Genomic DNA, 24,048 nt, shown 5'->3' on the forward strand with positions numbered 1-24,048 from the left:
TTCGGACGCGAGACTTCGCCCCCACCACCATGCGCGCCCCCCACCGAACCCTGTCCACCCAGGACCTGCCGCCGCAGCCGTTCTTCCAGACGCCCGAGCAGCGCGCGGCGCTGGCGCGCCAGCGCTTCTTCGAGGAACAGCAGCACCCCGCCGGTCTGGTGAGCGAGGCGGTGATCCGCTCCTGGGGCCGCAGCCGCACGCTGGGCCACGCCAGCCACAAGATGCCCGCGCTGGACCCGGTCAACCGCAGCGCGCTGAGCGCCGCGCTGGCGCGCAACCGGCGCCTGCTGGAGGCCGCGCACGGCGACCTGCAGCAGCTCGAAGCCGCGCTCGCAGGCACCGCCAGCCGCCTGATGCTGACCGACGCGCACGGGGTCATCGTGCACGCCTCGCGCGGCACGGGCGACCCCGAACAGAAGGTGCTGGACGCCGCCACGCGCGTGGGCGTCCAGCTGGCCGAGGAGGTGCTGGGCACCAACGCGCCGGGCATCGTGGTGCAGACCGGCATGGCCTGCACCGTGCAGTGCTGCGAGCACTTCTACGAGGTGTTCGGCCAGGTGCGCTGCGCGGCCGCACCGATCCACGACGTGCACGGCCGGCTGGTCGGTGTGCTGGACGTGTCCACCGAATCGCGCGCCTTCGGCTTCGACGCCGCGGCCGTGGTCGGCGTGTACGCCACCTCGATCGAGAACCGCCTGCTGCAGGCGCAATCCGACGAGCACCTGGTGCTGCATTTCCAGGCCGCCCCCGCGCTGCTGGGCACGCCGATGGAGGGACTGGCCGGCGTGGACCACGGCGGTCGCGTGGTCTGGGTCAACGCCACCGGCCACAGCCTGCTGGGCCGCCCGTCGCGCCAGGAGGTGGCGCCGGTGGAAGAGCTGTTCGGCCACGGGCTGGCGCAGCTGCTGCCCCTGTGCGGCGCCACCGAAGCCCTGCGCCTGCAGCTGCCCAGCGGCCTGGGCATCTGGGTGCGCGCGACCCTGGGTCTGCGCGATGGCATCGACTTCCGGCACGCGGTCGCCTGGCCGGCCACCGTGCCACCCGCGCCCGGGCCGGTACCCGCCGCCGAGCCCGAGGCCCCGGCGCCCGCCCCGGCGGCCGCCCCCTCGCTGGCCCAGACCCAGCAGCGCCTGATCGAAGACGCGCTGCAGGCCAACGGCGGCAACGTCGCGCGCACCGCGCGCCAGCTCGGCGTCTCGCGCGGCCTGGTCTACCGGCACCTGCGGAAATAGGCGACCGCCCGGGTCGCCCACGCCCACGCTCGGACACCCGGGCGGGTGGCCCCGCGCGTGATAAGGTCAAAAGCGCCACCCGCCAAAAAACCCTTTTTCCACGCCCGAAGGAAGCCCGCACGGATGCCCCATGACGTCACGCTGATCGCCACCATCGCGACCGCCTTTGGCCTGGCCATGGTGTTCGGACTGCTCGCTGCCCGGCTGAAGCTGCCCCCGCTGGTGGGCTACCTGCTGGCGGGCATCGTGGTCAGCCCGGCCACGCCGGGTTTCGTGGCCGATGTCGGCCTGGCCGGCCAGCTGGCCGAGATCGGGGTGATGCTGCTGATGTTCGGGGTGGGTCTGCACTTCTCGCTGGCCGACCTGATGTCGGTCAAGAAGATCGCTGTGCCGGGCGCGGTGGTGCAGATCGCCGTGGCCACCGCGCTGGGGGGCGGCGTGGCCATGCTCTGGGGCTGGGACCTGGGCGCCGCCATCGTGTTTGGCCTGTGCCTGTCGGTGGCCAGCACGGTGGTGCTGCTGCGCGCGCTGGAGGCCAAGGGCCTGCTCAAGTCGGTCAACGGCCAGATCGCGGTCGGCTGGCTGGTGGTGGAAGACCTGGTGATGGTGCTGGTTCTGGTGCTGCTGCCTGCGCTGGCGGGCGTGCTCAAGGCGCACGGCGGGGAGGCCGCGGTGGCGCCCCAGGCCGGCGAGATCTGGACCACGGTGGGCATCACCCTGGCCAAGGTCACGGCCTTCGTGGTGCTGATGCTGGTGGTGGGCCGACGGCTGCTGCCCAAGCTGCTGTGGTGGGTGGCGCGCACCGGCTCGCAGGAGCTGTTCACCCTGGGCGTGGTGGCCATCGCCGTGGGCGTGGCCTTCGGCGCGGCCCTGCTGTTCGACGTGTCCTTCGCGCTGGGCGCCTTCTTCGCCGGCATGATGATGCGCGAGTCCGAGTTCAGCCACCGCGCGGCCGACGAGTCGCTGCCGCTGCGCGACGCCTTCGCCGTGCTGTTCTTCGTCTCGGTGGGCATGCTGTTCGAACCGGCGGTGGTCTTTCAGCAGCCGGTCAAGCTGCTGGCGGTGGTGGCCATTGTCCTGATCGGCAAGACCGTGGCGGCCGTGGCGCTGGTGCTGCTGTTCCGCTACCCGCTGAACACCGCGCTGACGGTGGGCGCGAGCCTGGCGCAGATCGGCGAGTTCTCCTTCATCCTGGCCGGCCTGGGCGTGGCGCTGGAGCTGATGCCGCGCGAGGGCCAGAGCCTGGTGCTGGCGGCCGCACTGATCTCGATCGCGGCCAACGCGGCGCTGTTCTCGGCCGTCGAGCCACTGCGGCGCTGGGTCCTGGCGCGTTCGGCCTTCGCGCGCCAGCTGGAGATGCGCGACGATCCGCTGGCCGAACTGCCGACCTCGACCGACCGCCAGCTGCTCAGCGGCCAGGTGGTGCTGGTGGGCTATGGCCGCGTGGGCCGGCGCATCGCCCAGGCGCTGCGCGAACACCAGCTGCCGTTCGTGGTGGTGGAGCAGAACCGCGAGACGGTGGACGCGCTGCGCCGCGAGGGCATCGCGGCCGTCAGCGGCGACGCCATGACACCCGAGGTGCTGGTGCAGGGCCACATCGCCGAGGCCGCCATGCTGGTGGTGGCCATCCCCGACGCGGTGGACGTGCGCAAGATGGTGGAGATCGCCCGCACGCTCAACCCCGGCATCGCCGTGGTGCTGCGCACCCACAACGAGGAAGAGGCCGATCTGCTGCGCAAGGAAAGCCTGGGCACGGTGTTCCTGGGCGAGCACGAGCTGGCGCGCGGCATGACCTCGCACATCCTGGACCGGCTGCAGGAGACCGCACCCGCAAGGGAGGCCGCATGAAGACCCCGTGGCACGCCCTGGAAGGCCCCGAGGTGCTGCGGCGCCTGGGCGTGGACCCGGCCGACGGACTGGGCGCCGGCGAGGTGGCCCGGCGGCTCGCCCAGCACGGCCCCAACCGCCTGCCCGATCCGCCGCGCCGACCGGCCTGGTTGCGCTTTGCGCTGCAGTTCCACAACCCGCTGATCTATGTGCTGCTGGCCGCCGGGCTGGCCACGCTGCTGCTGGGCAGCCTGGTGGACGCGGGCGTGATCCTGGGCGTGGTGCTGATCAACGCGCTGATTGGCCACATCCAGGAGGGCAAGGCCGAGCAGGCCCTGGCGGCGGTGCGCAGCATGCTGGCCGCGCGCGCCACGGTGCAGCGCGGCGGCGAGCGCCACCAGATCGACGCCGGGGAGCTGGTGCCGGGCGACATCGTCTGGCTGGAGCCGGGCGACCGCGTGCCGGCCGACCTGCGCCTGCTGCAGGGCCGCAACCTGCGCACGGTGGAATCGGCGCTGACCGGCGAATCGGCCGCGGTGGACAAGGACACAGGCGCCGCGGCCGAGGGCGCGCCGCTGGGCGACCGCCACGGCATGGCCTTCTCGGGCACGCTGGTGGCCTACGGCAGCGGCAGCGGCGTGGTGGTGGCCACCGGCGGCGCCACCGAGATCGGCCACATCGGCCAGCTGGTCAGCGGCGTGCAGACCCTGGCCACGCCGCTGACGCGCCGGCTCGACCGCTTCGCGCGCCAGATCACCGCCTTCATCCTCGGGGTGTCGGTGCTGACCATGGCCTGGGGCCACTTCGTGGCCGGCATGGCGCTGTTCGACCTGTTTCTGGCGGTGGTGGGGCTGGCAGTGGCCGCCATCCCCGAGGGCATGCCGGCGGTGGTGACCATCGTGCTGGCCATCGGCACCCGGGTGATGGCGCGCAAGAAGGCCATCGTGCGGCGGCTGCCGGCGGTGGAGTCGCTGGGCTCCGTCACCGTCATCTGCAGCGACAAGACGGGCACCCTCACCCGCAACGAGATGACCGCGGTGCGCGTGGTGCTGCCGTCGCGCGAGGTCATCGTCAGCGGCACCGGCTACGCGCCCGAAGGCGGCTTCCACCTTGCGGACGGATCGGTGCTGCACCCTGGCGACGAGCCGGCGCTGATGGCCCTGCTGCACTGCGCGCTGCTGTGCAACGACGCGCGCATTCACCGCGAAGACGACAAAGGCTGGGTCCTCACTGGAGACCCCACAGAAGGTGCGCTGACCACCCTGGCGCACAAGGCCGACCTGGACGCCACGACCGAAGCCCAGGCCTTCCCCCGGCTGGACGCGATCCCCTTCGAGTCCGAGCGGCAGATCATGGTCACGCTGCACCACGACCACGCCGGCCACCACGAGCTGCTGCTCAAGGGCGCGCCCGAGCGGGTGCTGGCGCTGTGCACGGGCGAAGCGGGCGGCCGCCCCCTGGACTGCGCGCGCTGGACCGCGGCGGTGGAGCGCGCCGGCGGCGCGGGTGAGCGCGTGCTGGCACTGGCCCGCTGCGACTGGCCCACAGGGCGCACCGAGGTGGACCTGGCCGACCTCACCCCGCGCTTCGAGATGCTGGGCCTGGTGGGCATCATCGACCCGCCGCGCGAGGAGGCGGTGGCTGCCGTGGCGGAGTGCCGAGAGGCCGGCATCCGCGTGAAGATGATCACCGGCGACCACGCGGTGACGGCCGCGGCCATCGGCCGCCAGCTGGGCCTGCAGGCTGACCGGGCACTGACGGGCGACGCCGTCGCCGCGCTCGACGACGCGGCGCTGCGCCGCGCCGCCCAGGACACCGACGTGTTCGCGCGCGCCAGCCCCGAGCACAAGCTGCGGCTGATCGCCGCACTGCAGGCCGAGGGCCACCAGGTGGCCATGACCGGCGACGGCGTGAACGACGCGCCCGCGCTGAAAGCCGCCGATGTGGGCGTGGCCATGGGCGGCAAGGGCACGGACGCGGCGCGCGAGGCCTCCGACCTGGTGCTGACCGACGACAACTTCGCCACCATCGCGCGCGCCGTGCGCGAGGGCCGGGTGGTCTACGACAACATCAAGAAGTCGCTGATGCACATGCTGCCCACCAACGGCGGCGAGGCCGGCGTGATCCTGCTGGCCATCTTCGCGGGCCTGCCGCTGCCGGTGACGGCCGGGCAGATCCTGTGGGTCAACACCGTGACCTCGGTGACGCTGGCGCTGTCGCTGGCCTTCGAGCCGGCCGAGCCGGGCGTGATGCGGCACCCGCCGCGGCCCCCGCAGGAATCCATCATCACGCGCGCGCTGGGCGGGCGCATCCTGTTCGTCATCGGGCTGATGATCGCCGCCACCTTCTGGGTGTTCCACTGGGAGCTCGCGCGCGGCACGCCGCTGGAGACCGCGCGCACCGCGGCGGTCAACACCATCGTGATGTGCGAGCTGTTCTACCTGTTCAACGTGCGCCACTTCACCCGCCATGCCTGGCGGGCCGAGACGCTGACCGGCAACCCCGTCGCGCTGGGTGTGGCGGCCCTGCTGGTGGGGCTGCAGCTGCTGTTCACCTATGCGCCGCCGCTGCAGCGGCTGTTCCACACCACGCCGCTGCACGCCAGCTCCTGGGCCATGATCCTGGCGATGGGGGCGGGCGTGTTCGTGCTGGTGGAGGCCGAGAAGGCGCTGTTGCGTCGCCGCGGTGTGCGCCGCATCTGAAGAACCTGCGAGGAGAGAGCCATGACCATGACCCGACACATCCTGAGCGCCACCGACCTGTCGGCGCACTCACTGCAGGCGGTGGACCGCGCGGCCGACCTGGCCACGACCACCGGCGCCCGCCACACCGTGCTGCACGCGCTGGGGCTGGACGCGCTGGGCCCGCTGCGCAACCTGCTGGGCGAGCGCGCCGACAGCGTGGCCCACACGGCCGTGCAGCAGCAGCAGGCCGCACTGGCCGCCGCCATGGCCGACCCGGCACGCCACCCGGGGCCGGCGCCCACCCTGCGGGTGGAAGAGGGCCTGGCCTCGCGCGTGGTGCCGTCGCTGGTGCGCGAGACCGACACCGACCTGGTGGTGGTGGGCGCGCGCGGGCAGAGCCTGCTGCGCCGCCTGGTGGTGGGTTCCACCGCCTCGCACCTGCTGCGCAGGAGCCATTGCCCGGTGCTGGTGGTCAAAAACCCGTTCCAGCAGCCCTACCGCCGCGTGCTGCTGCCCATGGACTTCTCGCCCGGTTCCGCGCTGGCGCTGGCACTGGCGCGCGAACTCGCGCCCCGGGCCGGCCTGGTGCTGCTGCACGCCTTCGACGTGCCCTTCGAGGGCATGCTGCAGTACGCCGGCGTGTCGCAGGACATCATCCACCAGTACCGCATCGAGGCGCGCGAGCGCGCCCTGCAGCAGCTGCGCGAGATGGCGGCCGAACAGGGCCTGGCGGCTGGCGACTACACACCGCTGGTCGAACACGGCGACGCCGTGGCGCTGATCACCGGCCACCAGCAACGCCTGGGCTGCGACCTGGTGGTGATGGGCAAACACGGCACCCATGTGACCGAAGAACTGCTGCTGGGCAGCGTGACCAAGCGGGTGCTCTCCGAGGGCGACGCCGACGTGCTGGTGGTAGTCGACAAGCGCGGTCCGCAGGACGCCGGCTGACGCGGGACAGGCCGTGGCGCTGCATCCCGCCCTGCTGTTCCTCGGTGGCCTGGTCGTGGTGGTGCTGGGCGCCGAGATGCTGCTGCGCGGCGCGACCCGCATTGCGACCCTGCTGCGCATCAGCCCCATCGTCATCGGCCTGACGGTGGTCTCGGTGGGCACCAGCGCGCCCGAGCTGGCGGTGGGCCTGACCGCCGCGCACGAGGGCAAGGGTCCGCTGGCGGTGGGCAACATCGCCGGCACCAACATCGTCAACATCCTGCTCATCCTGGGCCTGAGTGCGGCCATCCGCCCGCTGCCCACGCGTTCGCTGAGCGTGCGGCTGGACGTGCCGGTGATGATTGCCACCGCCGTGGCCGTGCTCGTCATGGCGATGGACGGCGTGCTCACCCGGGCCGAGGGTCTGGGCCTGCTGCTGGCGGCGGTGGTCTACACCGTGGCGCTGGTGCAGCTGAGCCGGCAGGAGGCGCCGGACACCCGACTGGCGTTCCGCGACGCGCTGGCCGCGCAGGCGCCTCCGCGGGTGAACCTGCCCACCGGTGCCGCGGCCTGGGCCTGGAACGGTGCGCTGCTGCTGGCAGGCATGGCGCTGGCGGTGCTGGGCGCCGAGCTGCTGGTGGCCGGCGCAGTCGAACTGGCCAAGGCCTACGGCGTGTCGGACGCCTTCATCGGCCTGAGCATCGTGGCCATCGGCACTTCGGCGCCGGAGCTGGTGACCACGATGATCTCGACCCTGCGCAACGACCGCGACGTGGCGATCGGCAACCTCATCGGCAGCAGCATCTACAACGTGCTGGTCATCCTCGGCCTGACCATGGTGGCCGCACCCACCAGCGGGGTGGACGTCAGCGCCGAGGTGCTGTGGATCGACCTGCCGCTGGCCGCGCTGGTGGCCATCGTCTGTCTGCCGGTGTTCCGCAGCGACCGGCTGGTCTCGCGCCGCGAGGGCATCGGCTTCGTGCTGGCCTACGCCGCCTATCTGGGCAGCCTGCTGCTCTGGCGGACCTGACACCGTTGGACACCAGCCCCCCGCGGGCATGCCGTAAGCTCGCCGCCATGCGTCTGGCCCTGCACACCCTGAGTCTCTCCGCCGCCCTGCTGCTGGCTGCCTGCGGCAGCGCACCACCGGCCCGCCCGCCTTCGTCGTCGCTGCCGCCGCTGTCGGCCGAACACAGCAGCGACCTCGCCATCCACGCCATGGGCCTGGTGGGCACGCCCTACCGCTGGGGCGGCAACACGCCTGAGAGCGGCTTCGACTGCAGCGGCCTGATCGGCTATGTCTACCGGCACCGCGCCGGTGTGGCGCCGCCGCGCACCGTGGCCCAGCTGTCGGGCTTCGGCCAGGCGGTGGATGCCGACGAGCTGCGCACCGGCGACCTGGTGATCTTCGGCCGCGACCCGGCCTGGCACGCGGGCATCTACGTCGGCGACGGCCGCTTCGTGCATGCGCCGTCCAGCGGCGGCACGGTGCGGCTGGACCGGCTGGACAACCGCTACTGGGCGCGCCAGACGGTGCGTTATCGCAGGCCCTGACACGGTTTTTCCGGACAAGCCGGCGACAATCGGAGCCATGCCCCACGTTCACGCCACCCCGCCGCTGTCCACCCACGACACCACCCGCATCGACGACCTGCGCATCGGCGCGGTGCGGCCGCTGATCACGCCCGCGCTGCTGCAGGAGTGGCTGCCCACGCCGCCGGCCGCCCAGGCCCTGGTGGAGAGCAGCCGCGCCGCGCTCTCGCGCGTGCTGCACGGGCAGGACGACCGGCTGATCGTGGTGGTCGGGCCGTGTTCGATCCACGACCACGGCCAGGCCATGGACTACGCACGGCGCCTGAAAGAGCAGGCCGATGCGCTGGCCGAGGACCTGCTGATCGTGATGCGCGTGTACTTCGAGAAGCCGCGCACCACCGTGGGCTGGAAGGGCTACATCAACGATCCGCACCTGGACGGCAGCTTCGCCATCAACGAAGGCCTGGAGCTGGCGCGCCAGCTGCTGCTGGACGTGCTGGGCGCCGGCCTGCCGGTGGGCACCGAGTTCCTGGACCTGCTCTCGCCGCAGTTCATCAGCGACCTGGTCAGCTGGGGCGCCATCGGCGCGCGCACCACCGAGAGCCAGAGCCACCGCCAGCTGGCCTCGGGCCTGTCCTGCCCGGTGGGGTTCAAGAACGGCACCGACGGCAGCGTCAAGGTCGCCAGCGACGCGATCCAGGCCGCGCAGGCGCCGCACGCCTTCATGGGCATGACCAAGATGGGCCAGGCCGCGATCTTCGAGACCCGTGGCAACCAGGACTGCCACGTCATCCTGCGCGGCGGCAAGGCGCCCAACTACAGCGCCGAGGACGTCAACACCGCCTGCGCCCTGCTCAAGGCCGCCGGCCAGCGCGAGCAGGTGATGATCGACGTCTCGCACGCCAACAGCAGCAAGCAGCACCGCCGGCAGATCGACGTGGCGGCCGACGTGGCCGGCCAGATCGCCGCGGGCGATGCGCGCATCACCGGCATCATGATCGATAGCCACCTGTTCGAGGGCCGGCAGGACATCGTGCCCGGCCAGCCGCTGCTGCCCGGCGTGAGCGTGACCGACGCCTGCATCAGCTTCGAGCAGACCGTACCGGTGCTGCAGGGGCTGGCGGCCGCCGTGCGCCAGCGCCGCGCCCGCTGACGCGCGACATGCGCCTGCCCTGGCAGACCGCCACGCCCGCGCTGAACCTGGCGCTGCAGGGCGGTGGGGCGCACGGGGCCTTCACTTGGGGCGTGCTCGACGCGCTGCTGGAGGACGGACAGCTCGCCTTCGACGGCGTCAGCGGCACCAGCGCGGGGGCCATGAACGCGGTGGTGCTGGCCCAGGGCCTGATGGACGATGGCCGCGAGGGCGCGCGCGCCGCCCTGCGCCGCTTCTGGACCGCCGTGGCCGGCAGCCTGCCGTTCGAGGTGGCGGTGCCGCGGGCCGACGGCTCGGGCTACCAGCTGGCGCCGGCGATGCGCCTGATGCTGCAGTGGACCCACCACTTCACGCCCGAACAGCTCAACCCCTTCGACCTCAACCCGCTGCGCGACGTGCTGCGCCAGCAGCTGGACATCGAGGGCCTGCGCCAGCGATCACCGGTGCGGCTGTTCATCGCCACCACCGAGGCCAACACCGGCCGGCTGCGGCTGTTCCGCAACGCCGATCTGTCGCTGGACGCGGTGCTGGCCTCGGCCTGCCTGCCGCGCCTGCACCGCAGCGTGCTGATCGACGGTCAGCCGCACTGGGACGGCGGCTATTCGGCCAACCCCGCCGTCTACCCGCTGCTGCTGGAAACCCCCACGCGCGACACGCTGCTGGTGATGCTCACGCCGCTGCGCTACGCCGCCACGCCGCAGTCGGCGCAGGACATCGAGCACCGCATGCAGGAGCTGGCCTTCAACGCCACCTTCCTGCGCGAGATGCGCATGTTCGCGCACCTGCGCGAGCGCATCGCCCACATCGGCTGGTGGCGCCGCGGCCCACTGGAGCGGCGGCTGGCCGGGGCGCGCTTTCACGCCATCGAGCCCGGCCCGGTGCTGGGGGAACTGGGGACCGACACCAAGGCCGCCGCCGGCCAGCGCTTCTTCGAGATGCTGTTCGATGCGGGGCGGGGGCAGGGCCGGCAGTGGCTGGACACGCACCGGGCAGCCGTCGGTCGCCACGGCACTGTCGAACTTGCCGGGCTGTTCGGCTGACCCGGGACCGGCGCTGCCGACAATGGTGGGCCCGGATCGCCCTGGCGGGCCGTCCCCCACCGGAGAAACACCCATGAGCTCTCTCTTGCAAGGCCGCACCGCCCTGGTCACCGGGGGTGCCCGTGGCTTGGGCGCCGGCATGGCGCAGGCCCTCGCCGCGGCCGGCGCGGCCGTGATGATCGGCGACATTCTTGAGGACACGGGCCGCGAGACGGCCCGGTCGATCGGCGCCACCGGCGGCCGGGCCGCCTTCGTGCAGCTGGATGTGACCGACGAGGCTGGCTGGCTCGCCGCGATCTATGCCGTCCACACCACCTTCGGCGGCTTCGACATCCTGATCAACAACGCCGGGATCGAGGAGACCGCGCTGGTGTCGGAGCTGGATGCCGATGCGCTGCGGCGCATGCTGGACGTGAACATCGTCGGCACTGCGCTGGGCCTCAAGCACGCATTCCGCGCCATGCGCCCGGGCGGCGTGGCCGGGAAAGGAGGGGCCGTGGTCAACGTGGCCTCGGTTGCGGCCACCATCGCCTTCCCGGCGATCGCCGGCTACTCGGCCACCAAGTCGGCGGTGGACCGGCTCACGCGGGTGGCCGCGATGGAGGCCGGCCAGCTGGGCTACGGCGTGCGGGTGAACTGCATCTACCCGGGTCTGGTGCCGACCGACATGGGCATGAAACTGGCCGCCGACGTGGTGACAGCCGGGCTGTTCCCGACGCCAGAGGCCGCGGTCGGCGCCATCGTCGCGCAGACACCGCTGGGGCGCCTGGGCAATGTGGCCGACATGGCCGATGCGGTGGTGTTCCTGTGTTCCGACGCGGCGCGTTTCATCACCGGCGCGGGCCTGCCGGTGGACGGCGGCATGGGAATGTAAATAGATGTAGCTAAAATGTTTAATCGGGGGGCAGATTGCATCCAATCTTGTGATGCCGGCCGAGCCCAAGTCACAAACCAGGGAGGGTTGCGATGTTCTGGAAGCTGGGAGGCAGTATTGGCCTGCTCTTCGCGTTGGTGAGCTGCGGCGGCGGGTCCACCTCGTCCACTGAACCTGTTGATGGCAATGCCAGTCAAGTGCGCACGAGCGACAGCCGGTATGGAACGCCCCAAGACAGCGTCCAGATCCAAATGATGGCCGAAAGGCTGTCTACTTACTTCGGCAGCGAAAAGGCCAGCCTGACGGATACCACTGCCGCTGCGCCCTCTGAGCATCCGAGAACCTCAAAACTCACCGAAACAGTCCTGAGTGCCCAGAGCTATCAGCAACAGGGCCTGACGACCTACCGGCGCACTCATCGCTTTCTCAACACGCGCACAGGAGTGCACTTTTACACGTCATCAGACACTGAGAGGCAACACATACAAGCCACGTTGCCGCATTTCAAATATGAAGGTACAGCCTACAGAGTGATGGTCGGCCCGGCCGACTTTGCAGTCCCGGTCTATCGGTTCTACAACCGTGTTTCCGGCACTCATCTCTACACGGCCAGCGAGTCAGAGAAAAACAAGGTCATTCGAGAGCTGAGTGATGTCTACACTTTTGAAGGCGGCGCATGGTTCGCACGTCCCGATCCATATCCAGGCTGGGTGCCGGTCTATCGCTTCTTCAATCGCCAGACGGGCACCCATTTCTATACGCACAACGAAGTCGAGCGCGCCCATGTGCTGGCGACCCTGCCCCACTATGCGCTAGAAGGCGTTGCGTATTGGGTGCGCAGCGATGCTGCCGTAGACCCGCAGACCTGGCAACCGCCCGCCGGGGCAACTCCTGATGTGGGCAACTATGTGTACTTCGAGAGTCAGGCCGGCGATTTTGTTGGTCTGGGTGAACAACATCTCTGGACAGCCACCAACAGCCGCATCCAGATGATCAACCGCTATGACAAGATCCTTGAGCTCGCAGGCGAGGGTATTGCGAAGGTGGGTGGCTACCTCTTCTTTCCATCTGCACTGAGCGAATGGAAAGTAGGCTTCTACCCCAATGCAACCAGAGCCAACTGGATGTTGAACACGGCCCAGCCGAACCCTGGGCCGGGTCTCGACTTCTCGATGGGCGGCCGCGGCTGCAACGAGACAACCGGCTGGATCTACATCGACAGCGTGTCCCACGACCCGGATGGCACCCTGGCTGCATTCGAGCTGCGTTTCGAGCAACTGTGCCAGTGGAGCACCGATGTGCTTCGAGGCAAGGTCCGGTGGTCCAAGTACGACACGGTTATGCCTCCCGGCCCCGTGGTCCCGGCACCTAGCAACCTCTGGCGCCCGGCGACTGAAGCGGTGCCGAACAGTGGCAGCTTTGTCTACTTTGAGGGTGGCGCGGCCGGCAATGCGCAACAACCGAGCTATGCGCGCCTGATTCGCGGATCGGACACCCCGACCGGGCAACTGGGTTTTTCCGGCAACGGAAATGTGTTCGGTGGCCTGGTCATGCAGACCACTGCAGACGATGAAACGCTTATGTTCGCTTTTCAGTCCATGTGGTTCACACCAAGGTTGGTTCCTGGCCTCTACAGCGACGTCACTCGCACGCCCGAGCCGAATCCAGCTCGCGGGAATCTGGATTTCTTCTACCAGAAGTACAGCAATCCACAAATGTCTTTGTCTTGTGGGACGCAGTGGAGCACCGGCTGGTTTGTGGTCGACGAAGTTAGCTACTCCGGAGACTCAATCTCCAGCATCCAGATTCGTTTCGAGCGCAACTGCCTAAGCTCGCAGCAAGTGACCAGAGGAATGATCCGCTGGCAGGCAGGGGACTAACCGCCGCCGCCCTGCCTTCAGCGGGGCTTGCGCGGCGCCATCGGGCCGCGGCCCTCGATGTGGCGGAAGTTGATGCGGCCCTTGCTCAGGTCGTAGGGCGAGAGTTCGAGCGAGACCCGGTCACCCGCCAGGATGCGGATGTGGTTCTTCTTCATCTTGCCGGCGGAGTAGGCGATCAGCTGGTGACCGTTGTCCAGCGTGACGCGAAAACGGGTGTCGGGCAGCACCTCGTTGACGATGCCCATCATGTCGATCAGTTCTTCCTTGGCCATGGTGTGGTTCTCCTGGAGTCGTGGGATTCGGATCAGTTGGTACGGATCGCGGGGCGCGCGGTCTCGCGCACCCAGTCGATGCCCTGGGCCATGGCGTATCTTGCCGCGGCCTCGTGGGTAGCGAAATCTTCGGTAAAGCGCATCACGCGGTCGGTGCTGGCGCTGCCGGTGCCGCTGGCGATGGATACGAAGGCGGCAAAGCGCCCGTCCGCCAGGGCCCGTGGGCGGGCGCTGATGCGGTAACGCCCCAGGGTCAGGGGGGCGGAGGAACAAGGGGTCCGCACCACAGGGGCGGACGCGGGAAACGTCTGGATCATCAAGAACTTCTATGGGCAGGACCTGCGGCTGGGCCGCCGGCCCGACAAGGCCCGACATACACGGTGGCAGCCCCAGGGTGCCGGGGTGCCCAACTGCGCCAACCCGAAGCACCGCACCGCATCAGCGGCATCGGGGCTTTCTGGTACCAGCCCTCGGCAGAGGCATGGGAAGAGCAGCGGGGAAAAAGTGCCTCGCCGGGGGACCGCGTTGGGTGCGGTGAGGGCTTGGCTCGCGATGGAGGGGCTGGACAGACCGACCCTCTGCCGGGGTGGTGGGCCGCGCCAGGGGCGCTGCAACCGGGTCTGTCGCCCAAGGCGAAGCCGCTAATGTACCACGATGTGGAAAAAATTGCCATGTGGGGCCGGTTCAACGGCCACAGCGCAGGCGGAACTGTTCGTCGCGCGCCTTCTTGCGGTCGCGCCGGACCGAGTCCTGCTCCCTTGGCGGAAGTGGCTGGCGCGCGTAGTCGTCCAGCACAGCCACGAGGTTGTCCAGGCGCCTGCAATCTTCCGCCTTCTTCTGGGCAGCATTCGGGGGGGCGACAGGGCCGACACCGGTCGGCCGCGGCGCAACCCCCTTGGTGGGCCTGGCCAGGGCTTCCCGGTTGCGGGCAAACACGATCTGTTCGGCCAGCGAAAGGTTCGCGGGCACCGTGTGCATGCTGACGATCTCGGCGCCGCGGTGCTGGCAATGCACCACCGACCAGAACCGGCCGGCACCGCGGCAGCGGTAGAGCGTGGTGCCCTGCGCGCCCTCGACGTTCAGCGCGGTCGTGGTGTCGACCGGGTGGCCGCGCATGCCGGCCGGGCAGGGGCCATCGGTGTAGGTCACTTGGCTGGCGTTCTCGCAGCGGTGCACCGACGACGACGGCTCCGCGGTTTGCGCCGGCAGCGACTCGGCCACCGAAGCCGGACCGGCGGCAGCGGGAATGGCGGTTGCCGCAGGGGCGGGTGTCTGTGCGGACGCGGCCTCCACGGCTGGCAGCCCGGCGACCGCGGAGGGACGCGACCAAGGCCAGTTGACCAGCACGTACAGCCCCAGCACCACCACCGCGGCCAGCAACCCGATGGTCAGGCCGCTCATGCCGTCTCGCTCGGGCGGACGGAACGCGGTGTCGGATACCTGGTGCGGCGTTGGCGGCGCCAAAGGCGCGGGCCGGGAAGGCGGGATGCCGGGCGTGGTGTCCGGCCCGTTGTCGGGTTCGGGAGTTGTGTCGGGCGTCGCCATCGCAGCCACCAGGGTCGCTCACTGTTCGACCACGGTCTTGACCACCTGTCCCACCGGTGGGTCGCTGCGCCCCCAGGTGCCGTTGAGCAGCTGCAGGCGCTTTTCGGTCAGGGGCGACTGGCGGGCCAGTTCGGTGAAGCCGCCGCGCGGCAGCGGCACGGTCTGCACCACCCAGGGCCGGGCGGCCTGCTGGTCGGCCGCGGTCATGGCGCGAAAGGACTTCTCGGCCGACACCAGGCCGGGCATGGCACGGTTGCGCGCGGCGGCGTCGGCCGCGAGGTAGAGCATCACGTAGCTGTTGTTCTTCGGGCCGGTGACCACGGTGGCTTCGATTGCCTGGGACTGTCCGTTCTGCGCCTTGCGGACGCCGACGAAATGGGTCGCGGCAAAGCCGTTGATCTGGCCGCGCGTCACCTTGCCCTCGCTGGGTTGCAGGGCGTTGCGGATGATCTCGTCGTGCGTGCTGCCGGCCCGGGGCGGCATGGCGACCATGCGCAGTGCGGCGTCGCCCTGCGGTGCGACGATGGTCAGCGCCTCGGGCTCATTCTGGATGCGCCAGCCGGCCGGCGCCGTCATCGCCAGGCCCAGCCCTGCGTGGTAGAAGTTCTGGCCACGCGTCAGCCCCTGTTCGGGGCTCTCGCCGAAGCGCATGCCCCGGACCACCTGCAGGAAGCGCTGCGCGCCGTCGGAGGCGTAGCTGCCCTGGTACTTCGCGGCGTTCTGGCTGATCTGCTGCAGGCGCTGGTCGTTGCTGGGGTGGGAGGACAGCCAGTTGGCGCCCTCGGGCGCAGGGCGGCCTTCGGCGCGCGCCTCTTCGACGGCGAAGGCCTCCTGCAGCTTGAGCACCCGGATCACGTCGATCATGTTGCGCGGGTCGTAGTTGCTGCGCGCCAGGTACTCGGCGCCCAGGCTGTCGGCCTGCAGCTCCTGCTCGCGGCTGTACTTCGCGACGTACCCGGCCGCCACGCCCTGCGCCATCTGCCCGAACATCTCGGTGCCGCCCGAGACCCCGACCTTGCTCTCCAGCACCGCGCCCAGCACCGTCGCCGCCAGCACTCCCAGGCCCGCGGTCTGCTGGCGCGTGGCGCGCTGCGCGCCGTGTCGGGCGGTGACGTGGCCGATCTCGTGGCCGATCACGCCGGCCATGTCGGCCTCGCTTTCCATGTAGGCCAGGATGCCGCGCGTGATGTAGACGTAGCCGCCGGGCAGCGCGAAGGCGTTGATCTCCGGGCTGTCGAGCACGGTGAAGGTCCAGGGGATGTTGGCGCGGTGCGACTGCTTCGCCAGCTTCTGGCCGACCTCGTTCACATAGGCCTGCAGGCGCTCGTCCTTGTAGACGCCGTACTCCTTGAGCACCTCGTCGTGGGCCTTCTTGCCCTCAGCCAGTTCGGTGCGCTCGTCCATGACCGTGCGCTCGGACTGGCCGGTGACGGGGTTGACCACGGTGGTGCCGCAGCCGGCCAGCAGGGTCGCGGCCAGCAGCAGGGCGCTGGCGAGAAGTCTCGGCATTGTGGTGGGCTCCTGTCCGCGGCCTTCGCCGCCATGGAAGCCATGATAGTCAGCTCAGCGGTGCGAGGGCGCGCAGCTGCGCCAGAAAAACCGGTGGCACGTCGGCCGGCTTGCGCGTGGCGGGGTCGATGAAGACGATGCCGATCTTGCCGCGCGCGACCTCGCGGCCGGTGTCCACGCAGTCCATGCAGTAGGCCAGGTCGAGGCCGCAGCGGCTGAAATCCTGCGGCAGCATGCGCACCCGCATGGTCTCGCCGTGGAAGCCCTCGGACTTGTACTGAGCCACCAGGTCGCCCACCACGATGGGACAGCCCGCCACATTGGACTCGCGGTAACCGAGGGACTTGAAGAAGCGCACCCGCGCCTCGGACACCAGGGTCAGCAGCTGGGCGTTGTCCAGGTGCCCGCCCTGGTTGACGTGGCTGATGTAGATCTGGATCTGCGTCGAGAAGACGAAGTGCCCGGGCAGGTCGAACTGGATGCGGCTCAAGGGACTACCCGCCCGTGTTCACTTGCGGTCCGGCAGCTCGATCTTGACTTCCAGCACCTCCAGGTCGTCCTGGCGCTCCAGGTGGACCTTGATGTCGTCCTGGTTGATCTGGATGTACTTGCTGATCACGGCCACCAGCTCGCGCTGAAGGGCCGGCAGGTAGTCGGGCGTGGAGGCGTTGCGGCCGGCGCGCTCGTGCGCCAGGATGATCTGCAGGCGTTCCTTGGCGACGCTGGCGGTCTTCTTCTTCTCGCCCAGCAGAAAAGAGAGGAAGGACATGCTCATTTGCTCCCGAACAGGCGCTTGAAGAAGCCGGGCTTCTCGGCGTCGATGAAGCGCAGCGGCTTGTCCGCCCCCAGGAAGCGGTCGATGACGTCGCTGTAGGCCTCGGCCACGTCGGTGCCCTTGAGGTGGATCGCCGGTGTGCCCTGGTTGGAGGCCTGCAGCACGTTCTCGCTCTCGGGGATCACGCCGATCAGCTGGATGCGCAGGATGTCCTGGATGTCCTCCAGGCTGAGCATCTGGCCGTCGGCCACGCGGTTGGGGTTGTAACGGGTGATCAGCAGGTGTTCCTTGATCGGCTCCTTGCCCTCGATGGCGCGCTTGGTCTTGCTGCCCAGCATGCCCAGGATGCGGTCGGAGTCGCGCACGGAAGACACCTCGGGATTGGTCACCACCAGGGCCTCGTCGGCGTAGTGCATGGCCAACAGGGCACCGGTCTCGATGCCGGCCGGCGAGTCGCAGACGATGTAGTCGAAACCCATGCCGGTCAGGTCGTTCAGCACCTTCTCGACGCCTTCCTGCGTCAGGGCGTCCTTGTCGCGGGTCTGGCTGGCGGCCAGGATGAACAGGTTGTCGCAGGTCTTGTCCTTGATCAGGGCCTGGTTCAGATTGGCCTCGCCGTGGATGACGTTGACCAGGTCATAGACCACACGCCGCTCGCAACCCATGATGAGGTCGAGGTTGCGCAGGCCGACGTCGAAGTCGATGACGGCGGTCTTGTGGCCGCGCAGGGCCAGGCCGGCGGCGAAGCTGGCGCTGGTCGTGGTCTTGCCCACGCCGCCTTTGCCGGAAGTGACGACAACGATCTTGGTCATGGTGAGGGTTCCTCGGGTTCAGGGATTCAGGGATTCGATGACGAGCTTGTCGCCCTCGGGGCCGGAGACCAGGCGCACCTGCCCGGGTTTGCCGAGCACCTCGGCCGGCAGCGGGGTGTCGCTGGTGCGGTAGATACCAGCGATGGAAATCAGCTCGGGGTCCATGGACATCGCGAAGATGCGGGCCTCGGCGTTGCCGCGCGCGCCGGCAATGGCCTTGCCGCGCAGCGGCGCGTAGACGTGGATGTGGCCGTCGGCGATGACCTCGGCACCGGGGTTGACCATGGCCAGAACGACCAGGTCGCGGCCCCGCGCATAGACCTGCTGGCCGGAGCGCAGCGGCTTGTCGATGACCAGGGCGCTCGGCGGTGTGGTGGGAACAGGGGCCGGCGCGGCGGGGGCGGCCTGCTGGACGGGCGCCTCGGGCGTGCGCGCGGCGGCGCTGCGCTGCACGGTGGCGTCCTGGGCCGGCATCAGGCCGGCCAGCTCGGCGGCGGCGGTCTGGGCGTCGTTGCCACCGCGCACCGCCACCGGCTCCAGCCGGAACCGGCGCAACAGCGAGACCAGCGCGGGGAAATCGACCGGGCTGTCGGCCTGTTCGCCCGCCTGCAGCGGACCCAGGTCGACCAGCAGCGGGTCGTGGTCGAAGAAATCGGGGATGTCGCCGTAGCGCTGGGTCATTTCCTCGGCCAGCTGGCCGAGGTCGGCGGTCTTGAGCAGCAAAGCCACCAGCGGCAGCTGGGCGCTCTTGATTTCGAAACTGGTCGGGGCGCTGGCGCTGAGGACAGTGGACATGAATCCGGCGGGGAACAGATGGCCGGAAAGGGTCCGGCCAGGTCGGCGGGCAGTTTACCAGCCGACCACCGGCGGACTGGCGGCGCTGCGTGTCCACATGTGTCAGGCACACTGCGCGCCATGGACGCGCGCGATACCCCCCCTGGTTCCTCCAGCTGGCGCCCCGGGCTCTGGTGGCGCATGACCCGGCCGGCCTTCCTGCTGCTGACCGTGGTGGCCTGCGCCCTGGGCACGGCGACGGCCTCGGCCTGCGGCTGCGGGCTGGACCTCCCGCTGGCCATCGGCACCACGGCGCTGGCGGTGATGGCGCACGCCGCCGGCAACGTGCTCAACGACCTGCACGACGCGCGCAGCGGCGCCGACGCCGGCAACACCGGCGGCCTCTTTCCCTTCACCGGCGGCTCGCGCCTGATCCAAAACGGCGAAACCAGCGAGCGCGAGACCGCCGATCTGGCCAGGGCCCTGTTGCTGCTGCTGGTGCCCGGCGGCCTGCTGCTGGCGGTGAAGGCGGGGGGCGGTGTGATCGGGCTGGGGCTGGCCGGCCTGCTGCTCGTCTGGGCCTATTCGGCGCCGCCGCTGAAGCTGATGTCGCGCGGCCTGGGCGAACTCACCGTGGCGCTGGCCTGGTTCCTGGTGGTGCTGGGTGCCGATTTCGTCCAGCGGCGCCAGTTCTTCGTGATCCCGGCCAGCGTGGCCCTGAACTTCGCGGCCATGGTGGCGGCCTTGCTGCTGATCAACGGGGTGCCGGACGCCGCCGCCGACGCCCGGGTCGGCAAGCGCACGCTGGCGGTCCGGCTGGGCCCCACCGGCGCCTGGGCGCTGTACACCGCGCTCACGCTCGGGGCACACGCGTGGCTGGCGGCATCGGTGTGGCTGCTGATTCCGCCAGTGCCTGCGCTGGGGGGGCTGGTCTCGCTGCCGCTGTCGTTGTTCGCCTCGGGCTGGCTGTTCCACCACCGGCACCAGACCGTCCGTCTGCGCCCGGCCCTTGCCACGACGGTGGCGGCCACCTTGCTGCACGGCCTGGGCATGGCGGCTGGTTTTGCCTGGCTGGGCTGGAACCACTGAGAAGTTTTCAACAACTCTGTTGATAACTTTTTAAGAACACCATGGTTATCCACAATCGAAGCGGCTGTCGCCAAGTTGTTCCTTTTTCGACTGAACAGCGTCAGAACTTTTCGAACAGCGTTTTCAGGCCTCCAGTGTTTTGATTTCAAAGGAAAAAACAGGCTTGTCCACACCAGATGCCGCCCTCTACTACTACAACGAATTAGAGATATTGGAATAGTTAAACAAGATAGGGACAAAAAAAGCGCCGCCGGAAGGGGTTCCGGGGCGCTTTTTGACGGGTGTTCAGCCGCGCTGGTGGCCGTTCAGAGGGTGTGGGTGACGAGCTTGAAGTCCGGGTCTTCCGCGAAGGGCTTGATCTGGAAGCCCAGGCCCTTCATGAGCTTGAGCATGCCGGGGTTGTTGGCCAGCACCAGGCCCTCGATTTCGGCCAGCCCCTTGTCCCGGGCCTCTTCCATGATGCTGAGCATCAGGCGCGATCCCAGGCCCTTGCCGTTGAAGTCGTCGGCCACCACCAGCGAGAACTCGCAGCTCGATTTGTCCGGGTTGGTGATGTAGCGCGAGACACCCACGACGCGCTCGGTCTCGACGATCTCGCCGTCCTCGCCCGCCTTGCGCTCGCGGTGGATGGCCACCAGGGCCATCTCGCGGTCGTAGTCGATCAGGGTCAGGCGCGAGAGCATGGACGGCGGCAGCTCGGTCATGCTGGAGACGAAGCGGTAGTAGCGGCTCTCGGGCGAGAGGTTCTGCACCAGGTCCTGCAGCATCTGGGCGTCGTCCGGGTGGATCGGGCGGATGGTGTACTCGCCGCCGCCGCGCAGCGGCCAGACCTGCTCGTAGCGCGCCGGGTAGGGCAGGATGGCCAGGTGGGCGTAGTTGCGCGCCGTGGCCGGCGCGCTCTCGATCACGATGCGGGCGTCCACCGCCACCGCGCCGTCCTCGTCGACGATGATGGGGTTGATGTCCATCTCGCGCAGCTGGGGCAGCTCGCAGACCATCTCGGAGACGCGCAGCAGCACGTGTTCCAGCGCGTCCATGTCGACCGCCGAGGCGCCGCGCCACTCGCCCAGGGTGTCGGCCACGCGCGAGCGCTCGATCAGGCGGCGCGCCAGGAACTGGTTGAGCGGCGGCAGCTCCATGGCCTGGTCGCCGATCAGCTCGATCATGGTGCCTCCGGCGCCGAAGGCGACCACCGGGCCAAAGGGGTCGTCGGTCTTGAGGCCGATGTAGAGCTCGCGGCCGCGCTTGCTGCGCGCCATCTTCTGGATCGTCACGCCGTTGATCCGGGCGCCGGGCTGCAGCCTGGCCACGCTCTGGATCATGGTGTTGTAGACGTCGCGCACCGCGGTCGCGTTCATCACGTTGAGTGCCACGCCGTTGACGTCGCTCTTGTGGCTGATGTCGGGCGAGTCGATCTTCAGCGCCACCGGGTAGCCCAGCTGGGTCGCGATCATCATGGCCTCGTTGGGCGAGCGCGCCAGGATGGTCTGGGTGACCGGGATGTGGAAGGCCGAGAGCAGGGCCTTGGACTCCATCTCCGTCAGCACCTTGCGGCGCTCGGTCAGCACGTTCTCGATGATCAGGCGTGCGCCCTCGATGTCGGGGTTGGCCAGGGTGGAGAGCGGCGGCGGCGTCTGCTGCAGCAGCTGCTGGTTCTGATAGAAGCTGGCGATGTTGCCGAAGGCGCCCACCGCTGCCTCGGGCGTGCGGAAGCTTGGAATGGCGGCCTTGCCCAGCACCTCGCGCGCCTCGCCGACGGACGCATCGCCCATCCAGCAGCACAGCAGGGGCTTGTTCATGCGCGCCTTGGCCTCGGCCATCACGCGCGCCACGTCGGTGGCGTCGACGCCGGCCTTGGGCGAGTGCACCACCAGCACGCCGTCGACCGAGCGGTCCTGACCGGCGGCGTGGAGGGCGGCCAGGTAGTGTTCGGCGACGGCTTCTTCGGACAGGTCGACCAGGTCGCTCAGCGAAGCCAGCGGGGGCAGCTTGGGCTTCAGTTCGGCCATGGTCTCGGGCGAGAGCTTGCCCAGCTGCAGCGCGATCTCGCTGACCCAGTCGGCCGCCAGCACGCCGGGGCCGCCGCCGTTGGTGATGATGGCCAGCCGCTTGCCCACCGGGCGGTAGCGCGAGGCCAGGCACTTGGCGGCCGAAAACAGTTCGACGAAGGAGCGCACCCGCACCGCACCCGCACGGCGCAGGGCGGCGTCGAACACGTCGTCGCTGCCGACGATGGCACCGCTGTGAGTCTGGGCGGCTTCGTTGCCGGCGGTCTTGCGGCCGGCCTTGAGCACCACCACCGGCTTGGCGTTGGCGGCGGCGCGCAGCGCGCTCATGAAGCGGCGCGCGTTGGAGATGCCTTCAAGATAGACGACGATGCTGTGCGTTTGTGCGTCGGACGCCAGGAAATCGAGCACCTGGGCGATGTCGACCGAGGTCTTGGGGCCCAATGAGACCACGGTGGAGAAGCCGACGCCGTTCTGGGTGGCCCAGTCCAGGATGGACGAGGTCAGGGCGCCCGACTGCGACACCAGGGCCAGCGGACCGACCGCCGCCAGCGGGCCGGCGACGCTGGCGTTCAGGCCGCTGCGCGGGCGCTGGAAGCCTAGGCTGTTGGGGCCGAGCAGGTGCATGCCGTGGCGCCGCGCCACCTGGTGCATCTCGCCCGCGATCTCGGCGTTGGCACCGCTGCCCACCACCAGGGCGGCCTTGCACTTGATGCGGCCGGCCACTTCCAGCGCCGACAGGGCCTCGGCCGGCGGCAGCGCGATGATGGCCAGGTCGGCCCGGGTCTGGGCCAGGTCGGCCAGGGTGCCGCTGGTGTGGATGTCCAGGAAGACCAGTGTGCCCGAGAAGCGCTGGCCGGTCAGCGCGGCGCAGAGGGTGCGCGCGTGGGCGATCTGGCTGTCCGGGTCTTCGTGGTTGCCGGCGAAGACGGCGATGGACTCGGGCTGGAAGAGGGGGGTGAGGTAGTGTTTGTCCATATTTCTTTCAGTCGGCCCCGATGAGGACCCTGACATGTGCGGCCACGCTGCGGGCCAGGGGGCTGAGCACGTAGCCACCTTCGAGGCAGGAGATGACACGGCCGTGGCAGTGTTTTTCGGCGACTTTCATCAGTTGTTGTGTCACCCAGGCGTAGTCGGCCTCGACCAGGCCGAGGTTGCCCATGTCGTCCTCGCGGTGGGCGTCGAAGCCGGCGGAGATGTAGATCAGCTGGGGCCGGAAGGCCTCGAGTGCGGGAAGCCAGTGCTCGGTGACCGCGGCGCGGAAGGCGTCGCTGCCGGAGCGGCTGGGCAGCCCGACGTTGACCATGTTGGGGCCGGTCGCGTTCTCGCCGTTGAAGGGGTAGAGCCCCTTCTCGAAGATCGAGCACATCAGCACACGCTCGTCGCCGCGGAAGATGTCTTCGCTGCCATTGCCGTGGTGCACGTCGAAGTCGATCAGCGCCACGCGCTCCAGGTGGTGCACGTCCAGCGCGTGCCGGATGCCGACGGCCACGTTGTTGAAGAAGCAGAAGCCCATGGCGGCCGAGCGTTCGGCGTGGTGGCCGGGCGGGCGGATGTTGCAGAAGGCGGTGGGTGCTTCGCCGGCCAGCACCAGGTCGGTGGCCTGCACGGCCGCACCGGCGGCGCGCAGCGCGGCCTGCAGGGTGTGGGGGCACATGTTGGTGTCGGGGTCGACCGCGCGCAGGCCTTCGGTGGGTGCGGCATCGAAGATTTCCTTGACGTAGAGCGAGGCGTGGGCGCGGCCAAGCTGTTCCTCGGTGGCCAGCGGCGCGTCGTAGGGGACCATGTAGTCCAGCAGCCCCTTGACCAGCAGGTGGTCATTGATGGCACCCAGGCGCTCCGGGCACTCGGGGTGGTGCGCGCCCATGTCGTGGCGGGCGCAGTCGGCGTGGCTGATGAAGGCGGACAGCATGGTTCGGGTCTCCTCGGGCGGCGGATGCCTGCCGGGCGACTGCGCGCCCGTGCAGATTGACTTGTGTCAATCTAGACCCGAAGCCTGACGGCTGCCTTGACGCAACGCAACCAGAACAAGCAGGAACCCCTTGGCCCCTTTCCAGAATGCGGCGGAACTGGCTTCGCCAGGCCGCTCGCATTGCCCCCTGGGGGGTGACGC

21 protein-coding genes are annotated in these 24,048 nt (G+C 69.5%); 11 read left to right on the forward strand and 10 right to left on the reverse strand.

Annotated elements, in window-relative coordinates:
• Positions 1 to 29 precede the first annotated feature (29 nt).
• The 10 genes from HPS01S_RS05275 to HPS01S_RS05320 all read left to right on the forward strand — a co-directional run bounded on the left by HPS01S_RS05275 (position 30) and on the right by HPS01S_RS05320 (position 13,153).
• The gene (locus tag HPS01S_RS05275) at positions 30 to 1,232 is read left to right on the forward strand and encodes a helix-turn-helix domain-containing protein (RefSeq protein WP_066152034.1); all 1,203 of its coding nucleotides are present in this window, start codon (positions 30 to 32) and stop codon (positions 1,230 to 1,232) included.
• 123 nt (positions 1,233 to 1,355) lie between these two features.
• Positions 1,356 to 3,080, forward strand: a complete 1,725-nt coding sequence (locus HPS01S_RS05280) for a cation:proton antiporter domain-containing protein (RefSeq protein WP_066152035.1) — start codon at positions 1,356 to 1,358, stop codon at positions 3,078 to 3,080.
• Complete coding sequence (locus tag HPS01S_RS05285; RefSeq protein ID WP_066152038.1) at positions 3,077 to 5,761, forward strand: cation-translocating P-type ATPase; 2,685 nt, start codon at positions 3,077 to 3,079, stop codon at positions 5,759 to 5,761. The genes HPS01S_RS05280 and HPS01S_RS05285 overlap by 4 nt, the downstream gene beginning before the upstream one ends.
• 21 nt (positions 5,762 to 5,782) lie before the next feature.
• On the forward strand, positions 5,783 to 6,694 hold the full coding sequence (locus HPS01S_RS05290) for a universal stress protein (protein WP_066152041.1): 912 nt from the start codon (positions 5,783 to 5,785) through the stop codon (positions 6,692 to 6,694).
• Between the two features lie 13 nt (positions 6,695 to 6,707).
• Positions 6,708 to 7,703 (forward strand): calcium/sodium antiporter, encoded by a 996-nt coding sequence (locus HPS01S_RS05295; RefSeq protein ID WP_218016586.1) that lies wholly within the window; start codon positions 6,708 to 6,710, stop codon positions 7,701 to 7,703.
• Positions 7,704 to 7,750: 47 nt separating this feature from the next.
• Positions 7,751 to 8,227, forward strand: coding sequence for a C40 family peptidase (locus HPS01S_RS05300; protein ID WP_066152044.1), 477 nt, complete (start codon positions 7,751 to 7,753; stop codon positions 8,225 to 8,227).
• A 37-nt stretch (positions 8,228 to 8,264) separates the two neighbouring features.
• Positions 8,265 to 9,359 (forward strand): 3-deoxy-7-phosphoheptulonate synthase, encoded by a 1,095-nt coding sequence (locus HPS01S_RS05305; RefSeq protein ID WP_066152047.1) that lies wholly within the window; start codon positions 8,265 to 8,267, stop codon positions 9,357 to 9,359.
• Positions 9,360 to 9,367: 8 nt separating this feature from the next.
• Positions 9,368 to 10,399 (forward strand): patatin-like phospholipase family protein, encoded by a 1,032-nt coding sequence (locus tag HPS01S_RS05310; RefSeq protein WP_066152050.1) that lies wholly within the window; start codon positions 9,368 to 9,370, stop codon positions 10,397 to 10,399.
• A 73-nt stretch (positions 10,400 to 10,472) separates the two neighbouring features.
• Positions 10,473 to 11,273, forward strand: a complete 801-nt coding sequence (locus HPS01S_RS05315) for an SDR family NAD(P)-dependent oxidoreductase (RefSeq protein WP_066152053.1) — start codon at positions 10,473 to 10,475, stop codon at positions 11,271 to 11,273.
• Between the two features lie 92 nt (positions 11,274 to 11,365).
• Entirely contained in the window at positions 11,366 to 13,153 is a 1,788-nt protein-coding gene (locus HPS01S_RS05320; protein ID WP_066152056.1) for a hypothetical protein, read from the forward strand.
• A 17-nt stretch (positions 13,154 to 13,170) separates the two neighbouring features.
• On the opposite strand, the gene infA is transcribed toward HPS01S_RS05320, so the two are convergent.
• The 8 genes from infA to minC all read right to left on the reverse strand — a co-directional run bounded on the left by infA (position 13,171) and on the right by minC (position 18,861).
• On the reverse strand, positions 13,171 to 13,425 hold the full coding sequence (gene infA, locus HPS01S_RS05325; protein WP_066152059.1) for a translation initiation factor IF-1: 255 nt from the start codon (positions 13,423 to 13,425) through the stop codon (positions 13,171 to 13,173).
• A 32-nt stretch (positions 13,426 to 13,457) separates the two neighbouring features.
• Positions 13,458 to 13,742, reverse strand: a complete 285-nt coding sequence (locus HPS01S_RS22140; RefSeq protein WP_255284163.1) for a hypothetical protein — start codon at positions 13,740 to 13,742, stop codon at positions 13,458 to 13,460.
• Between the two features lie 367 nt (positions 13,743 to 14,109).
• Positions 14,110 to 14,970, reverse strand: coding sequence for a hypothetical protein (locus tag HPS01S_RS05335; RefSeq protein ID WP_157576109.1), 861 nt, complete (start codon positions 14,968 to 14,970; stop codon positions 14,110 to 14,112).
• Between the two features lie 18 nt (positions 14,971 to 14,988).
• Positions 14,989 to 16,479, reverse strand: a complete 1,491-nt coding sequence (locus HPS01S_RS05340) for a M48 family metalloprotease (RefSeq protein ID WP_066152065.1) — start codon at positions 16,477 to 16,479, stop codon at positions 14,989 to 14,991.
• Positions 16,480 to 16,528: 49 nt separating this feature from the next.
• Positions 16,529 to 16,969 carry an acyl-CoA thioesterase gene (locus HPS01S_RS05345; protein ID WP_066152069.1) on the reverse strand — a complete coding sequence of 147 codons (441 nt, stop codon included), beginning with the start codon at positions 16,967 to 16,969 and terminating at the stop codon, positions 16,529 to 16,531.
• An 18-nt stretch (positions 16,970 to 16,987) separates the two neighbouring features.
• The gene (gene minE, locus HPS01S_RS05350; protein WP_066152072.1) at positions 16,988 to 17,248 is read right to left on the reverse strand and encodes a cell division topological specificity factor MinE; all 261 of its coding nucleotides are present in this window, start codon (positions 17,246 to 17,248) and stop codon (positions 16,988 to 16,990) included.
• 2 nt (positions 17,249 to 17,250) lie between these two features.
• Positions 17,251 to 18,066, reverse strand: a complete 816-nt coding sequence (gene minD, locus HPS01S_RS05355; protein ID WP_066152075.1) for a septum site-determining protein MinD — start codon at positions 18,064 to 18,066, stop codon at positions 17,251 to 17,253.
• Between the two features lie 18 nt (positions 18,067 to 18,084).
• A complete protein-coding gene (gene minC / locus HPS01S_RS05360) occupies positions 18,085 to 18,861 on the reverse strand; it encodes a septum site-determining protein MinC (RefSeq protein ID WP_066152078.1) in 777 nt (258 codons plus the stop codon).
• Between the two features lie 120 nt (positions 18,862 to 18,981).
• On the opposite strand from minC, the gene HPS01S_RS05365 reads away from it, so the two are divergent.
• Positions 18,982 to 19,929 carry a prenyltransferase gene (locus HPS01S_RS05365; RefSeq protein ID WP_066152081.1) on the forward strand — a complete coding sequence of 316 codons (948 nt, stop codon included), beginning with the start codon at positions 18,982 to 18,984 and terminating at the stop codon, positions 19,927 to 19,929.
• Between the two features lie 305 nt (positions 19,930 to 20,234).
• Here HPS01S_RS05365 and HPS01S_RS05370 read toward each other — a convergent pair whose 3' ends face one another.
• Complete coding sequence (locus HPS01S_RS05370; protein ID WP_066152084.1) at positions 20,235 to 22,913, reverse strand: bifunctional acetate--CoA ligase family protein/GNAT family N-acetyltransferase; 2,679 nt, start codon at positions 22,911 to 22,913, stop codon at positions 20,235 to 20,237.
• 7 nt (positions 22,914 to 22,920) lie between these two features.
• A complete protein-coding gene (locus tag HPS01S_RS05375) occupies positions 22,921 to 23,847 on the reverse strand; it encodes a histone deacetylase family protein (RefSeq protein ID WP_066152086.1) in 927 nt (308 codons plus the stop codon).
• Between the last annotated feature and the right edge of the window lie 201 nt (positions 23,848 to 24,048).

This window comes from Hydrogenophaga pseudoflava NBRC 102511 (genome assembly GCF_001592285.1).
GTDB classification, from domain to species: Bacteria; Pseudomonadota; Gammaproteobacteria; order Burkholderiales; family Burkholderiaceae_C; genus Hydrogenophaga; species Hydrogenophaga pseudoflava.

Coding starts and splice junctions, on each gene's coding strand:
- HPS01S_RS05340 (WP_066152065.1), bottom strand. CDS start 16,479: ATGCCGAGACTTCTCGCCAGCGCCCTGCTGCTGGCCGCGACCCTGCTG.
- minE (WP_066152072.1), bottom strand. CDS start 17,248: ATGTCCTTCCTCTCTTTTCTGCTGGGCGAGAAGAAGAAGACCGCCAGC.
- HPS01S_RS05285 (WP_066152038.1), top strand. CDS start 3,077: ATGAAGACCCCGTGGCACGCCCTGGAAGGCCCCGAGGTGCTGCGGCGC.
- HPS01S_RS05305 (WP_066152047.1), top strand. CDS start 8,265: ATGCCCCACGTTCACGCCACCCCGCCGCTGTCCACCCACGACACCACC.
- HPS01S_RS05365 (WP_066152081.1), top strand. CDS start 18,982: ATGGACGCGCGCGATACCCCCCCTGGTTCCTCCAGCTGGCGCCCCGGG.
- HPS01S_RS05290 (WP_066152041.1), top strand. CDS start 5,783: ATGACCATGACCCGACACATCCTGAGCGCCACCGACCTGTCGGCGCAC.
- HPS01S_RS22140 (WP_255284163.1), bottom strand. CDS start 13,742: ATGATCCAGACGTTTCCCGCGTCCGCCCCTGTGGTGCGGACCCCTTGT.
- HPS01S_RS05335 (WP_157576109.1), bottom strand. CDS start 14,970: ATGGCGACGCCCGACACAACTCCCGAACCCGACAACGGGCCGGACACC.
- HPS01S_RS05310 (WP_066152050.1), top strand. CDS start 9,368: ATGCGCCTGCCCTGGCAGACCGCCACGCCCGCGCTGAACCTGGCGCTG.
- minD (WP_066152075.1), bottom strand. CDS start 18,066: ATGACCAAGATCGTTGTCGTCACTTCCGGCAAAGGCGGCGTGGGCAAG.
- HPS01S_RS05370 (WP_066152084.1), bottom strand. CDS start 22,913: ATGGACAAACACTACCTCACCCCCCTCTTCCAGCCCGAGTCCATCGCC.
- HPS01S_RS05280 (WP_066152035.1), top strand. CDS start 1,356: ATGCCCCATGACGTCACGCTGATCGCCACCATCGCGACCGCCTTTGGC.
- HPS01S_RS05320 (WP_066152056.1), top strand. CDS start 11,366: ATGTTCTGGAAGCTGGGAGGCAGTATTGGCCTGCTCTTCGCGTTGGTG.
- HPS01S_RS05300 (WP_066152044.1), top strand. CDS start 7,751: ATGCGTCTGGCCCTGCACACCCTGAGTCTCTCCGCCGCCCTGCTGCTG.
- HPS01S_RS05275 (WP_066152034.1), top strand. CDS start 30: ATGCGCGCCCCCCACCGAACCCTGTCCACCCAGGACCTGCCGCCGCAG.
- HPS01S_RS05375 (WP_066152086.1), bottom strand. CDS start 23,847: ATGCTGTCCGCCTTCATCAGCCACGCCGACTGCGCCCGCCACGACATG.
- HPS01S_RS05315 (WP_066152053.1), top strand. CDS start 10,473: ATGAGCTCTCTCTTGCAAGGCCGCACCGCCCTGGTCACCGGGGGTGCC.
- infA (WP_066152059.1), bottom strand. CDS start 13,425: ATGGCCAAGGAAGAACTGATCGACATGATGGGCATCGTCAACGAGGTG.
- minC (WP_066152078.1), bottom strand. CDS start 18,861: ATGTCCACTGTCCTCAGCGCCAGCGCCCCGACCAGTTTCGAAATCAAG.